Origin of the sequence: Microbacterium sp. A8/3-1 (assembly GCF_040267695.1) — a bacterium.
GTDB classification, from domain to species: domain Bacteria; phylum Actinomycetota; class Actinomycetes; order Actinomycetales; family Microbacteriaceae; genus Microbacterium; species Microbacterium luteolum.
The window spans coordinates 676,195-689,360 of record NZ_CP158357.1; the positions used below are offsets into that span (position 1 = coordinate 676,195).

At 68.1% G+C, this 13,166-nt stretch carries 13 protein-coding genes; 5 read left to right on the forward strand and 8 right to left on the reverse strand.

Annotated elements, in window-relative coordinates; all coding sequences use genetic code 11:
* Positions 1-14: 14 nt before the first annotated feature.
* The 4 genes from ABS642_RS03345 to ABS642_RS03360 all read right to left on the reverse strand — a co-directional run bounded on the left by ABS642_RS03345 (position 15) and on the right by ABS642_RS03360 (position 5,157).
* Positions 15-2,156, reverse strand: coding sequence for a 3-hydroxyacyl-CoA dehydrogenase NAD-binding domain-containing protein (locus ABS642_RS03345; RefSeq protein ID WP_350352244.1), 2,142 nt, complete (start codon positions 2,154-2,156; stop codon positions 15-17).
* A complete protein-coding gene (locus tag ABS642_RS03350; RefSeq protein WP_350352245.1) occupies positions 2,153-3,358 on the reverse strand; it encodes a thiolase family protein in 1,206 nt (401 codons plus the stop codon). Before ABS642_RS03350 ends, ABS642_RS03345 begins: the two co-directional genes overlap by 4 nt.
* Before the next feature lie 73 nt (positions 3,359-3,431).
* Positions 3,432-4,625, reverse strand: coding sequence for an HRDC domain-containing protein (locus ABS642_RS03355; protein WP_350352246.1), 1,194 nt, complete (start codon positions 4,623-4,625; stop codon positions 3,432-3,434).
* Positions 4,618-5,157 carry a DUF3000 domain-containing protein gene (locus ABS642_RS03360; protein WP_350353388.1) on the reverse strand — a complete coding sequence of 180 codons (540 nt, stop codon included), beginning with the start codon at positions 5,155-5,157 and terminating at the stop codon, positions 4,618-4,620. Before ABS642_RS03360 ends, ABS642_RS03355 begins: the two co-directional genes overlap by 8 nt.
* Positions 5,158-5,224: 67 nt before the next feature.
* On the opposite strand from ABS642_RS03360, the gene ABS642_RS03365 reads away from it, so the two are divergent.
* On the forward strand, positions 5,225-6,379 hold the full coding sequence (locus tag ABS642_RS03365) for an alpha/beta fold hydrolase (protein ID WP_350352247.1): 1,155 nt from the start codon (positions 5,225-5,227) through the stop codon (positions 6,377-6,379).
* Here ABS642_RS03365 and ABS642_RS03370 read toward each other — a convergent pair.
* Both ABS642_RS03370 and ABS642_RS03375 read right to left on the reverse strand, forming a co-directional pair.
* Positions 6,363-6,794: a SufE family protein gene (locus ABS642_RS03370; RefSeq protein ID WP_282217056.1), complete on the reverse strand. Its 432-nt coding sequence runs from the start codon at positions 6,792-6,794 to the stop codon at positions 6,363-6,365. The genes ABS642_RS03365 and ABS642_RS03370 overlap by 17 nt on opposite strands.
* A gap of 19 nt (positions 6,795-6,813) precedes the next feature.
* Positions 6,814-7,707 (reverse strand): sulfurtransferase, encoded by an 894-nt coding sequence (locus ABS642_RS03375; protein WP_282217057.1) that lies wholly within the window; start codon positions 7,705-7,707, stop codon positions 6,814-6,816.
* A 145-nt stretch (positions 7,708-7,852) separates the two neighbouring features.
* On the opposite strand from ABS642_RS03375, the gene zapE reads away from it, so the two are divergent.
* The 3 genes from zapE to ABS642_RS03390 all read left to right on the forward strand — a co-directional run bounded on the left by zapE (position 7,853) and on the right by ABS642_RS03390 (position 10,871).
* Positions 7,853-8,890: a cell division protein ZapE gene (zapE, locus tag ABS642_RS03380; RefSeq protein WP_350352248.1), complete on the forward strand. Its 1,038-nt coding sequence runs from the start codon at positions 7,853-7,855 to the stop codon at positions 8,888-8,890.
* A 134-nt stretch (positions 8,891-9,024) separates the two neighbouring features.
* Complete coding sequence (locus tag ABS642_RS03385; RefSeq protein ID WP_282217059.1) at positions 9,025-10,263, forward strand: ammonium transporter; 1,239 nt, start codon at positions 9,025-9,027, stop codon at positions 10,261-10,263.
* 20 nt (positions 10,264-10,283) lie between these two features.
* Positions 10,284-10,871 carry a type II toxin-antitoxin system PemK/MazF family toxin gene (locus ABS642_RS03390; protein WP_350352249.1) on the forward strand — a complete coding sequence of 196 codons (588 nt, stop codon included), beginning with the start codon at positions 10,284-10,286 and terminating at the stop codon, positions 10,869-10,871.
* Here ABS642_RS03390 and ABS642_RS03395 read toward each other — a convergent pair.
* Positions 10,837-11,997, reverse strand: coding sequence for a DUF1611 domain-containing protein (locus ABS642_RS03395; protein WP_350352250.1), 1,161 nt, complete (start codon positions 11,995-11,997; stop codon positions 10,837-10,839). The two genes, ABS642_RS03390 and ABS642_RS03395, sit on opposite strands and share 35 nt — an antisense overlap.
* A gap of 215 nt (positions 11,998-12,212) precedes the next feature.
* On the opposite strand from ABS642_RS03395, the gene ABS642_RS03400 reads away from it, so the two are divergent.
* Positions 12,213-12,599 (forward strand): SPW repeat protein, encoded by a 387-nt coding sequence (locus tag ABS642_RS03400; RefSeq protein WP_282217062.1) that lies wholly within the window; start codon positions 12,213-12,215, stop codon positions 12,597-12,599.
* Between the two features lie 51 nt (positions 12,600-12,650).
* Here ABS642_RS03400 and ABS642_RS03405 read toward each other — a convergent pair whose 3' ends face one another.
* Positions 12,651-13,076 carry a GIY-YIG nuclease family protein gene (locus ABS642_RS03405; RefSeq protein ID WP_350352251.1) on the reverse strand — a complete coding sequence of 142 codons (426 nt, stop codon included), beginning with the start codon at positions 13,074-13,076 and terminating at the stop codon, positions 12,651-12,653.
* Positions 13,077-13,166: the final 90 nt, after the last annotated feature.

The window sequence follows — 13,166 nt, forward strand, 5'->3', positions numbered from 1 at the left end:
GTGCGGTTTCGCGTTCAGCGGCTCTCGATGCCGCGGATCTGCGGAGTGTGGAACGAAGCGCCGAACGCACGGTCCGATGCACCCTCGCGGTCCAGGTACGGCGAAGCGCCACCGTCGATGAAGGGCCAGCCCGCGCCCAGGATGAGGCAGAGATCGATGTCCTCGACCTCGGGGACGACTCCCTCGTCGAGCATGAGCTTGATCTCGGTGGCGAGACCGTCCTGCACGCGCTGGAGGATGGTCGCCGCCGAGGCCGGCGCCTTGCCGACAGCCGGCTTGAGCACCTTCTCCGCCTGCTTCGTCCAGCCGGTCACCCGACCGCCCTTGTCCTTCTCTACGACCGCGTCCAACTCGGCGAGAGCGTGGAAGTTCTCGTTCGCGTAGAAGCGGTCGGGGAACGCGTGCACCATCGTGTCCTGCACGTGCGCGGCGACCTTCCAGCCGACCAGGTCGATCAGTTGGAACGGACCCATCGGGAGGCCGAGCGGACCGAAGGCCTTCTCGACATCGGCGATCGGGGTGCCCTCGTAGACGGCGCGCGCCGCTTCGCCCATGACCTTGGCGAGCAGGCGGTTCACGACGAAACCGGGCGCGTCAGCGGTGAGCACCGCGTTCTTGCCGAGGTTCTTCGCGACGACGAAGGCGGTCGAGAGTGCGGCATCCGCCGTCGCCGGCGTCTTCACGATCTCGATCAGCGGCATCACGGCCACCGGGTTGAAGAAGTGGAAGCCGACCAGGCGCTCGGGGTGCGCCAGCTTCGACCCGATCTCCTCGACCGAGAGCGACGAGGTGTTGGTCGCGAGGATCGCGTCCTCGGCGATGATCTTCTCGATTTCGCCGAACACCTGCTGCTTGACGCCCACCTCTTCGAACACGGCCTCGATCACGAAGTCGCAGTCCGCGTAGAGGCTCTTGTCGGTCGTGCCGGTGACGAGCGCGCGCAGCCTGTTCGCCGCGTCGGAGTCGAGCCGGCCCTTGGCCTCGAGCTTGCCGATCTCCTCGTGGATGTACGCCACGCCCTTGTCGACGCGCGCCTGATCCAGATCGGTGATCAGCACCGGGACCTGGAGCTTGCGCACGAAGAGCAGGGCGAACTGACTGGCCATGAGGCCCGCGCCGATGATGCCGACCTTCGTGACCTTCTTCGCGAGCTCCTTGTCGGGTGCGCCGACGGGGCGCTTCGCACGCTTCTGCACCAGATCGAACGCATACATCGAGGCGGCGAACTGGTCACCCGTGACGAGCTCGGCGAGGGCTTCGTCCTCGCGGGCGAAACCTTCTGCCTTGGTGCCGCTCTTCGCCTTGTCGAGAAGGTCGAGCGCCGCATACGGGGACTTCGGAACGGTGCCGATCTTCGACTCCAGCATCCCGCGCGCCATCTTGATCGCGATCGGCCACTTGGTGAGTCGCTCGATCTTGCCCGGCTCGTTCTTCCGCTCGACCTTCTTGCCGCCGAGGACCGCGTCCGCCCACGCGAGCGAGTTCTCGAGGTAGTTCGCCGCGGGGAAGATCGCGTCGACGATCCCCAGGTCGAACGCCTGCTGGGGCTTCAGCATCCGGTTCTGCTTCAGCGGGTTCGAGATGACGACCTCGAGGGCGTTCTCGATGCCGATGAGGTTCGGCAGCAGATAGGCGCCGCCCCAGCCGGGGATGATGCCGAGGAAGACCTCGGGCAGCGCGATCGCCGCGGCGGAGGCGTCGACCGTGCGGTACGACGAGTTGAGCGCGATCTCCAGCCCGCCGCCGAGCGCCAGGCCGTTCACGAAGGCGAACGAGGGGACCCCGAGCTCGCCGAGCTTGCCGAGGACCTTGTGGCCGAGCTGCGCGATGAGTCTCGCGTTGTCGCGCGACCCGACCTTGCTGATGTCGGACAGGTCGGCGCCGGCGGCGAGGATGTACTGCTTGCCGGTGATGCCGACCGCCTGGATCTCACCTGCTGCCGCCCGGGCCTTGAGTCCGTCGAGGGTCTCGCCGAGCTCGGTGAGCGTGGCGGGTCCCAGCGTGTTGGGCCGGTTGTGGTCGCGACCGTTGTCGAGCGTGATCAGCGCGAGGGTCTTGCCGGAGGCGAGGCGGATGTCGCGCACAGGGGAGTGCGTGATGACCTCTCCCTCGGTGAGCGCCTGGATGGGCGAGAAGTCGACGTCTTCGTAGCTCACTTCTTCTTCTTTCCGTCGTAGTGCGGGTTCTCCCAGATGACCGAACCGCCCTGGCCCAGGCCGACGCACATCGCCGTCAGGCCGTAGCGGACATCAGGGCGCTCGGCGAACTGGGACGCGAGCTGGATCATCAGACGCACACCGGATGCCGCGAGCGGGTGGCCGAGCGCGATCGCGCCGCCCCACTGGTTGACCCGCGGGTCGTCGTCCGCGATGCCGAAGTGGTCGAGCAGCGAGATCACCTGGATGGCGAACGCTTCGTTCAGCTCGAACAGTCCGATGTCGGAGATCTGCAGGCCGGCCTTCTTCAAGGCCTTCTCCGTGGAGGGGATCGGCCCGATGCCCATGATCTCAGGCTGCACGCCGGCGAACGCGAACGAGACCATCCGCATCTTCGGGGCGAGACCGAACTCCTTGACCGCACCGCCGCCGGCGAGCAGCGACATGGTCGCGCCGTCGGTGAGGGGAGACGAGGTGCCCGCGGTGACGCGTCCGTGCGGACGGAACGGCGTCTTGAGCGCGGCGAGGTCCTCCATCGTGGTCTGCGGGCGACGGCCTTCGTCCTCGGTCGCGAGCCCCCAGGCGCCGTCAGCGCCCTTCGTGGCGACGGAGACCAGGTCGGGCTGGATCTTTCCCGCGTCGTATGCGGCCTGCACCTTGTGCTGGCTCAGCATGCCGAAGCGGTCGGAGCGCTCCTTCGTGAGATGCGGGAAGCGGTCGAAGATCCGCTCGGCCGTGACGCCCATGTTGAGGGCACCGGGGTCGACCATCTTCTCGGCGACGAACCGCGGGTTCGGGTCGGCGTTGCCGCCGATCGGGTGATGTCCCATGTGCTCGACGCCGCCCGCGAGGGCGAAGTCGTACATGCCGACGCCGATGGATGCGCCCATGGTGGTGACGCTGGTCATCGCACCGGCGCACATGCGCTCGACGGCGAGGCCCGGGACCGTCTGCGGGAGGCCCGCGAGGATCGCCACGGATCGCCCGAGGGTGAGGCCCTGGTCGCCGGTCTGGCTCGTCGCGGCGATCGCGACGTCATCGATGCGGTCGGCCGGGACGGCCGCGTTGCGCTCCATGAGGCCGATGGTCGCCTTGACGGCGAGGTCATCAGCGCGGGTGTTCCAGTACATGCCCTTTTCGCCGGCGCGCCCGAACGGGGTGCGCACTCCATCGACGAAGAAGACGTCCGAGATCTCGGCCACTCTGCCTCCAAGTTTGTGCGGTCGCCTCAGTCTAGGAAGGCGCCGAAACCGGGAAGAATCGGTTGGATCGAACCTACGAAGCGGGTGCGGGCGTGGTGTCAGGCGATTGCGCCGCCTCTACAAAGGCAGCCGCGATCTTCTGTGAGGTCTGTGCAATCTGCCACGGACGTGCGCCGAGCGCCGAGAGGGCGGCTCCGATGTCCTCCGCGGTCTCACCGGGCGCGTCCCAGGCCACGCGTCGCAGGAATTCCGGGGTCAGCAGGTTCTCGGTCGGCATCCCCAGTTCCTCGGCGACCGCCTCGACGACAGGGCGGGCGGCCTTCAGACGCGCGTCGGCCTCGGGGTTGCGATCCGACCACGCACGCGGCGGCGGCAGGGTGTCGCTCGGAACCCGTTCGCGGGGGAGCTCCTCCGTGGCGCGGCCGTCCACGATGGCCTGCCACCAGCGGTCCAGCTGCGTGCGGCTCGCACGACCCTGGAACTCCTTGACACCGGCCAGAGCCTGCTTCGACTGCGGGTTCGCCATCACAGCGGCGACGAGCGAGCGATCCGGAACCAGTCGGCCCGGGGAGACGTCCTGTTCCTGCGCGAACGCCTCGCGGGCCTGCCACAGGGACCGGGCGACCGCGAGATTGCGTGCGCCGCGCACCTGGTGCAGACCGCTCAGACGGCGCCAGGGGTCCTCGCGCGGGGGCTTGGGCAGGCGGGTCAGCGTCGCGGCGAACTCCTCGGCGGCGAACTCCGTCTTCTCCTGCTCCTCGAGCTCGGCGACGAGCGCGTCGCGCACGTCGATCAGGTGCAGCACATCGAGCGCCGCGTAGTCGAGCCACGAGTCCGGGAGCGGACGGGTCGACCAGTCCGAGGCGGAGTGCTCCTTCTTGAGCGTGATCCCGAGGGCGTCCTCGACGACGGCGGCGAGGCCCACGCGTTCGTGCCCTAGCAGGCGCGACGCGAGCTCGGTGTCGAAGATCGACGGCGGCTCGAGGTGGAGCTCGCGGAGGGAGGGGAGGTCCTGGCTCGCGGCGTGGAAGACCCACTCCGTCTCGCCGATCGCCTCCTGGAGCGGGGAGAAGTCGCCGAGCTCCGGGGGATCGAACAGGAAGACGCCCGCGTCCCGCCGGAACACCTGGACCAGGTAGGCGCGCTGCGAGTAGCGGAAGCCGGACGCCCGCTCGACGTCGACGGCGACCGGTCCGGTGCCGGCCGCGAGCGCGGCGCACGCCGCGCGGAACTCGTCGACATCCGAGATCACGGAGTATTCAGTCACGTACTGCCTTTCGAGCGCCGATCACGGCGATGCCCTCGGAGCCCGGCGGAAGTCCCGCCAGCATTCCGACCAGCTCGGCCCATGCTTCGACGTGAGGTCGGAACGGGCCATCCGGAGTCCAGGACGCCCGCAATTCTATCTGTGCGCCGTCGCCTTCGACGGCGAGGCCGCCGAATCCCTTGGACAGCGTCTTCGTGGAAGTGCCCGATGCCGAGTGGTAGATCGCCTCGCGGGAGTCGAGCGCATCGACCAGCCAGGACCACGTCACGTCCGCCAGCAGGGGGTCCGTGCCGATCTCGCTCTCGAGCGGCGCCTGCGCGAAGATCACGATGCGCCACGCCCCGCCCCAGGCTCCTGGCTCGTCCGGATCGTGCAGCAGCACGAACCGGCCGGTGCCGTAGATCGACTCTCCGTCGCCCTCCGGACGCACGTCGGCGGCGAGAGCGACGGCGAAGGGCGCGAGGCCCTGGGGCGTGGAGATCTCGCGCACCGTGATGTCGTCGCGGAACGCGGTCTCGCGCAGTTCGGCCATCGCGCTGTCGAAAGGGGTCCCGGCATCGGGGTGTGCGGTCACGGCAACAGGCTAGAGTCAGGAGGCGATGAAGAGTCTCAGGCACGCCGTTGCACTCCTTGTCCCCGCAGTGCTCGCGCTCGGGGCCGCGCTGTCGTTCCTCGTTTTCGGAGTGGCCCGACGCGTGGTCACCCCGATGCGGAGACCGGTCGACACGCAGATCCTCGCCGTCGACACCGGCGCGCAGACGATCGAACTCGAGCGCACGGCCGACACCGAGCTCCCGGGTCGCTACGGGCTGTTCACCACGGGCACGTACGGCTACGTGAAGCTGGGAGCGGTCCTCGGCGTCGATGTGACCAGTGTGCGGCGCAAGCTCCTGACCAAGATCGAGACCGGCGCTCGGGTGGATCGGGGCGCGGGCTTCAGCGGCTACTACTACTCGTCGCCGAGCGAGCTGCACCTGTCCTGGCAGAACGTGCTGATCGGATCACCGGCAGGACCCTGTCCCGCGTGGTTCTTCCCCGCAGCGTCGTCGACGTGGGTGATCCAGGTGCACGGGCGGGGTGCAACGCGCGTCGAATGCCTGCGAGCGGTTCCGGTCCTGCACGCGGCGGGGTTCCCGAACCTCGTCGTCTCGTATCGGAACGACACCGAGGCGCCGCGCAGCCGGGCGGGCGCCTACGCTCTCGGGACCGCGGAATGGCGCGACGTGGATGCGGCGATCGCCTATGCGCTGCGCCACGGCGCCGAGCGTGTGATCCTGATGGGCTGGTCCATGGGCGGCGCCGTCTCCCTGCAGGCGTCGGTCAACTCGAGCTACCGGGATCGCATCGTCGGCCTGATCCTCGAGTCGCCGGTCGTCGACTGGCGCACGGTGCTGCGGTTCCAGGCGCGGATCGCGGGAGTCCGTGCTCCGCTGCCGGAGCTGGCGATGAGTGCCCTGCAGCGGCCTCTCACCGCCCGCATCAGCGGTGCGGACGACGCGATCTCGTTCGACCGTCTCGACATGGTCGCGCGGTCGGGGGAGCTGACCGCGCCGATGCTCATCCTCCACAGCGCCGACGACGGCTTCGTGCCGATCGACTCCTCCCTGGCGCTGCAGCGGGCGCGGCCGGATCTCGTGACCATGCCGGAGTTCAGCGTCGCGCGGCACACGAAGATCTGGAACTACGACCAGCCCGGCTGGACGGCGGCGATCACCGACTGGCTCGAGGCGCAGGGCTTCAGCGCTTCTGCCTGACCTGCTTCTTCGCGCGCATCAGCATCCCGGTCATCCCGCCGATCCGCAGCGGTGAGACCGCCTTGGTGAGTCCGATGGACTGGGGGTAGTCGTCCGGGATGGCGAGCACCTCGTCGGAGGTGAGCCCGGTGAGGCCCTGGACGAGGATGCTGGCGAAACCGCGGGTGGTCGGCGCCTCCGGCGGCGCCGTCGCGTGCATGGTGACGATGTCGTCGTTCACCTCGACGTAGATGTAGACCGGGGATTGGCACTCCGCGACGCGCTCGTACATCTCCGGATGATTCGCGACCTCGTCGGAGACAGCGGGCAGCTCGTCGGAGTACTCGAGCAGCAGAAGGAGCCGATCCGCCTCGGGGGTCTCCAGGAAGCCGTCGCGGATGTCGGCGAGGATGTCAGGAAGGTCGCTGGCGCTCATCCCTGACATCCTCCCATGTTCAGAGCGCGCCGGGCTCTGCGCCCGTCACGATCGGAACCCGGACCGCGCTGCCCCACTCCGTCCAGGAGCCGTCGTAGTTGCGCACGTTCTCGAAGCCGAGCAGGTGCGTGAGCACGAACCAGGTGTGGCTCGAGCGCTCACCGATCCGGCAGTAGGCGACGACGTCGTCGCCGTCCTTCAGGCCGGCGCCGTCGCGGTAGATCGCGTCGAGCTCAGCGCGGCTCTTGAATCCACCGTCCTCTGCGACGGCCTTGGCCCACGGCACGCTCTGCGCGGTGGGGATGTGCCCGGCGCGCAGCGCGCCCTCCTCGGGATAGGCGGGAGCCGTGGTGCGCTCACCGCTGTACTCCTCGGGCGAGCGCACGTCGATCAGCGGGTTGCCGATGTGTGCGAGGACGTCCTCCTTGTAGGCGCGGATCGCGGAGTCGTCGCGCTCGACGACGGGGTACTCGGTCGCGGGGCGCGTGGTGGCCTCGCGGGTGAGCTCGCGTCCCTCGGAGATCCAGCGGTCGCGGCCGCCGTCGAGCAGTCGCACGTCCTCGTGTCCGAAGAGGGAGAAGACCCAGAGGGCGTAAGCCGCCCACCAGTTGTTCTTGTCGCCGTAGATGACGACCGTGTCGTCACGGGCGATGCCCTTGCGGCTGAGGAGCTCGGCGAAGCCCTCGCCGTCGACGTAGTCGCGAACGACCGGGTCATTGAGCTCGGTGTGCCAGTCGACCTTGACCGCGCCGGGGATGTGGCCGGTCTCGTAGAGGAGCACATCCTCGTCGGATTCGACCACGACGAGTCCGGGCGTTCCGAGTCGCTCCGCGAGCCATTCGGTTGTCACGAGGCGGCCGGGTTCGGCGTACTCGGCGAACTTGGGGGAGGAGGAATCGAACTCGATGGCCATGGGTTCTCCGAAGCATTGAGCGGACGAGGGGGTGGGTGCGAACGGCGTAGTGTTGAGCCGTCCCTTCGACGATAGATCCCCGCAGCGCGCCCTGCGCCCGAATCGTAAGACTTCGACACAGGTGCGCACCCGATTCAGGACCGTGATGACCGACACGACCAGCCGCACAGGAATCGTGCACCTCACCGAGCGCCAGCCCGCCGTCAGCGGACCCGAGATGCTGGCGAGCCTGGTGCCGCCGCCGCAGTTCGACACGGCCACGTTCGACAGTTATCGCGCGGATCCTGCCTATCCCTCCCAGGAGGAGGCCAAGGAGACGCTCATCCGCTTCGCCGGCCGCGGCGGTCCGGTCAAGCGCGGCGGGTTCTTCAGCCGTGCGAAGAAGGAGCCCGAGGTCAAGCCGGGGGTCTACCTCGACGGCGGCTTCGGCGTCGGCAAGACGCACCTCCTCGCGTCGATCTATCACGCCATGCCCGCACGCCGGAAGTACTTCGGCTCGTTCATCGAATACACCGCACTTGTCGGTGCGCTGGGCTACAAGAACACGGTCGACCTGCTCAAGGGCGCCGATCTCCTCTGCATCGACGAGTTCGAGCTCGACGATCCGGGCGACACCATGGTCATGACGCGCCTGCTGGGCGAGCTCGTCCCGACGGGCACCCGCCTGGCCGCGACCTCGAACACCCCTCCGAACGCTCTCGGCGAAGGACGTTTCGCCGCGCAGGACTTCCTTCGCGAGATCCACGCGATGTCCGACAGCTTCCAGACGATCCGCATCGACGGCGTCGACTTCCGGCAGCGCGCTCTCGACGGACACGCCGTCGTCCTCGACGACGAGGCCTACGACGCCGCGCGAGAGGCGGGCGCGACCACCGGCACGGCATCCGACGACCGCTTCGATGATCTGATCCGTCACCTGGCCCAGGTGCATCCGTCTCGCTACATCCGGGTGATCGACGGACTCGACCAGGTCGGTCTCCGCGGCGTCCGCCAGCTGACGGACCAGTCCGAGGCGCTCCGGTTCGTCGCATTCGTGGATCGCGTGTACGACGCGCAGCTCCCGATCATCGCCACGGGCCTCGGTCTGGACTCCGTGTTCTCCGATGAGATGCTCGCCGGCGGATACCGCAAGAAGTACCTCCGCGCCATCTCGCGACTGAACGCGCTGACGCATTCTGCGTGAGCCCGCAGGCCCGTGTAACGCGATGTTCACACCCGGAGCCCTTCTGTAACACCGGGGAAACAAACCTCACGCATGCGCGAAACCGCGCGTCGTCACACTGAAGCTCTCAATTACTTCGGATGTGAGGTTTTCCTATGGATGCTCCCGGCAACATCTCGTGGGCGATCACCGCGACAGCGCTGGTCCTGCTCATGACGCCTGGCGTCGCCTTCTTCTACGGCGGTCTCGTCAAGGCGAAGAGCGTCGTCAGCATGATGATGATGAGCTTCGGCTCGATCGGCCTTGTCGCCGTGCTGTGGATTCTCTTCGGCTTCTCCATGAGCGCCGTCGACAGCCCGACCGCCTTCGCCGGCAACCCCTTCGCGGACTTCGGTCTGTCGAGCCTCGCCGCGGGTGAGGGATCGAACGTCGCCCTTCTCGGTGTCGCGTACGGCGCCACCTTCGCGATCATCACGGTCGCCCTGATCTCCGGCGCCATCGCCGACCGCGCGAAATTCGGCAGCTGGCTGATCTTCGCGGGTGTCTTCGCCACCGTCGGCTACTTCCCGGTCGCCGCCTGGGTCTGGGGCGGCGGTTGGATCATGAACCTCGGCACCACGCTGTTCGGTGAGGACAGCGGCATCGGCGTCATCGACTACGCCGGTGGTACCGCCGTGCACATCAACGCGGGTGCTGCGGCCCTCGCTCTCGCCATCGTCCTCGGGAAGCGCATCGGCTTCCAGAAGGGCATCCTCAAGCCGCACAATGTGCCGCTGACGCTGCTCGGCGCCGCACTGCTGTGGTTCGGCTGGTTCGGCTTCAACGCCGGCGCGGAGTGGCTCGCCGAGGACATGGGCGGTGTCGGCCTCATCGGTCTCAACACGCTGGGGGCTACGGCTGCGGCCATCCTCGGCTGGATCCTGATCGAGAAGATCAAGGACGGCAAGCCCACCTCGGTCGGCGCGGCATCCGGTGCGGTCGCCGGTCTCGTCGCCATCACCCCGGCGTGCGCCAACCTGACGCCCGGCTGGTCGCTCCTGCTCGGTGCGGTCGCGGGTATCGTCTGCGCTCTCGCGGTCGAGCTGAAGTTCCGTCTCGGCTTCGACGACTCCCTCGACGTGGTCGGCATCCACCTCGTCGGCGGTCTGATCGGAACCCTGTACCTGGGCTTCTTCGCCACCGGCACCGGCCTGTTCGTCGGCGGAGACGCCCGCCAGCTCGCCGTCCAGGTGATCGCCGCCCTCGGCGTCCTGATCTACTCCTTCGTCGTCGCCTTCATCATCGGCTTCGCGATCGAGAAGACGATCGGCTTCCGTGTCACGAACGAGGACGAGATCGCCGGTGTCGACCAGGTCGTGCACGGCGAGGAGGGCTACGCTCTCGCGGACGCATGACAAGCGGTTAGGGTGACCGTGTGAGCAACACCGACGGCATCCTCGCAGCAATCGTGAAGTTCCTGCAGACTCTGCGGGGATCGAACCGGGCGCCTCGGACGGAAGATCGTCCGAGGCGCCCGGTCGCGCGTCTGCGGCCATCCTCCGAGGCGCGCGGACCCGCTCGTGTGCAGCACGACCGGGGGAGCGGCGGTGGCACGGCCACGATCCGGATCGACCCGGAGCGCATCGACGATCTGCTCGTCGGGTACTCGCCCCAGAGCGACGGCGCGCCGGATGCCGGAGAGATCGTGTGGACCTGGGTCCCGTACGAGGAGAACGACGGTCGAGGCAAGGACCGGCCGGTGCTCGTCATCGGACGTGCGTCGGCCGATCGCGTGTACGCGGTGCGCATGACCAGTCGGGCCCATGACGGCGACCGCGATTTCCTCGCGATCGGCGCCGGCCCCTGGGACTCGCAGGGGCGTGAGTCCTGGGTCGACATCGAGCAGCTGTACAGCGTGCACGAGCACGGCCTGCGGCGTGAGGCGGCGGTGCTCGATCGCGGGCGCTACGACAGGGTCGCGAGTGCGCTCACACGCCGCTACGGCTGGGCTGCAGCGGGCTGAGCGACGGGAACGCCTGCAACACCATCTCGACGAGCTCGGTCAGCGGGCGCGTCAGAGGATCGGTGGCAGGGAGACCCAGGCTCAGTTCGATCTCGTCGATCGACGCGCTGAGCTGAGGCTCCGAGAGGTTCTCGTGGTTCACCGTGATGCCGATCACCTTGGTGTCTGCGAAGGCCTCGATGAGTGCGACTTCGCTCTCCACCGTGGGCATCGTGACCATCGGGAAATCGCCGAGGTTCTTCCGTCCCGGGGCGTGCTGCACGATGACGCCGGCCGGCTGACTGCCGCGGAGGATGTGCGCCGAGGTGATGTACGCGGGGTGGCTGAGCGCACCCTGACCCTCGACGATGATCACGTCGGGATCCTCGCCCTCGAAGGCGGCGACGACCTGGTTCTCGACCTCGCCCGAGCAGAACTGCGGGACGAGCGCGTCGAGTGCGACGCCGTACTTCCCGCCCTGGATGATCGTCGTCTGGCCGGTCCCGACCATCACGGCGTGGATGCCGTGGTCGTTGAGAGCACGGACGAGCAGGGTCGCCGTCGTGCGCTTGCCGATCGCGCCGTCGGTTCCGAGGATGGCGATGCGGGGGCACGTGACGTCGAAGATCCGCCCGGAGAAGAGGTGGAGGTCCTTCTTCTCCTTCGGGCGGCGGATGTCGGTGATCGTGACGCCGGCGAGCAGGCTCGCCGCGACGAATTCCGCGTCATCCGTCAGGAACTCGTGCAGGCCGTTGATGATGTGCATACCGCGGGCGATCCCGTCGAGCAGCACGGTGCGCTGGCCGGGTGAGAGCAGACCGTCGGCGGGCGCGACACCGCAGATCAGATAGTCGGGTACGTGTCCGGCGTGAGCGATCGCGGCGGTGAGGCCGTCGAGGATCGGGATGCCGATCGTCGTGCCGTCGAGCAGCATGCCGGCATCCGCGCCCGCATGGGTGCTGTCGATGACGCTGAGGATCTCGTACTTCTCGGAGTGGCGGACCAGCCCGTTGGCGGTCTTGCCGTCCTGCTCGCCGAACTGACCCTCGCAGTAGATGACTGCGGTCGTGCCGGTGGGGAGCTGCGGCTCGGCCCAGGAGTGGGCGGAGGAATCGCTCGAAGCAACGGGCAGGGATGGGTGAGACATGGCTCTCCTCGGATCGCACAGAGGAGGCGACGGAGAACGAAATGGCCGAGAACGGCCCGTTGGTCGACAAGAAGTCTTCCCTGATACCAGCAAGATGCCGGTTCGCTCACCGTAGCAGGGCGGCCTGGGACTCCGCCGCGAGCCGAGCAATCCGATTCGCCGAGTGCGACGAATCATCTGTGAGCCGCGATCGCGGCGAAGCTCAAGGAGGAATCATGCGTTTCATCCCCACCAAGGTCCACGGCATCCTCGACTACATCGTCGGCGTGGCTCTCATCGCTGCACCGTGGCTCTTCGGATTCGCCGGCATGGGCGGTCCTGCCGTCATCATCCCGATCGTGCTCGGTATCGGCCTGATCGTCTACAGCCTGTTCACCAAGTACGAGTGGGGCCCCTTCGGATTCATCCCGATGCCCGTCCACCTCGTGTTCGACATCGTCGCGAGCCTGTTCCTGGCGCTGTCGCCGTGGATCTTCGGGTTCTCCGGCGAAGCCCTGAACGTCTGGCTGCCGCACGTCGTGGTCGGTGCCGCGGTCATCGTGGTCGTGCTGTTCTCCCAGCCGCAGCCGGCGACCGCACGGGGTCGGGTCGCCACGGCCTGATCGTCACCTGCCGCAGAGGCGCTCCTGGCCCACCGGCCCGGGGCGCCTCTGTCATGCGCGGAGCGCCTCGCTGAACCAGCGTGCGTAGAGCTGCCACGGGTCGCCCACGGCGCGGAGGCGCGTGATGTGGGCGCGCAGCTCGGCGTCGAGGGTGAACCACTCGCCGCCTTCGCGGATCGCGGCGTACTCGCGGTGCCGCTGCTGTTCGATCGGCCTGCCGCCGCGTTCGAAGGCGAGCAGCTCGTCATGCTTGATGCTGGCGAGCCGCTGCCGAGGGCGTCTGCTCGTGCCGATCTTCACGCGCCGGTCGTATCGCAGGTAGTAGACGACCTCGATCTGCGGCAGCGGGAGATCGCTGTCGGGAACATCGCCGTACCGCCAGCCGCAGGTCTCGCAGATCCAGGCGTTGCCGATGCGCGACCCCGAGCCGCCTCCGCAGAGGAGGCAAGGGCCGGGCAGGTCACGATTCGACGGCATGACTCGAACGATAGGAGCAGGCTCCGACACCGGGCGGCGGGAGCGACCGATGGTTTCGAGGAACGGGGCGGGCGCATAGTGTCGAAGGCA

Excerpts from the sequence above, each read along its gene's own strand:
- ABS642_RS03360 (WP_350353388.1), bottom strand. The coding sequence starts at position 5,157 with ATGGCCGAACTGCGCGAGACCGCGTTCCGCGACGACATCACGGTGCGC.
- ABS642_RS03365 (WP_350352247.1), top strand. The coding sequence starts at position 5,225 with ATGAAGAGTCTCAGGCACGCCGTTGCACTCCTTGTCCCCGCAGTGCTC.
- ABS642_RS03370 (WP_282217056.1), bottom strand. The coding sequence starts at position 6,794 with ATGAGCGCCAGCGACCTTCCTGACATCCTCGCCGACATCCGCGACGGC.
- ABS642_RS03375 (WP_282217057.1), bottom strand. The coding sequence starts at position 7,707 with ATGGCCATCGAGTTCGATTCCTCCTCCCCCAAGTTCGCCGAGTACGCC.
- zapE (WP_350352248.1), top strand. The coding sequence starts at position 7,853 with ATGACCGACACGACCAGCCGCACAGGAATCGTGCACCTCACCGAGCGC.
- ABS642_RS03385 (WP_282217059.1), top strand. The coding sequence starts at position 9,025 with ATGGATGCTCCCGGCAACATCTCGTGGGCGATCACCGCGACAGCGCTG.
- ABS642_RS03395 (WP_350352250.1), bottom strand. The coding sequence starts at position 11,997 with ATGTCTCACCCATCCCTGCCCGTTGCTTCGAGCGATTCCTCCGCCCAC.
- ABS642_RS03400 (WP_282217062.1), top strand. The coding sequence starts at position 12,213 with ATGCGTTTCATCCCCACCAAGGTCCACGGCATCCTCGACTACATCGTC.
- ABS642_RS03405 (WP_350352251.1), bottom strand. The coding sequence starts at position 13,076 with ATGCCGTCGAATCGTGACCTGCCCGGCCCTTGCCTCCTCTGCGGAGGC.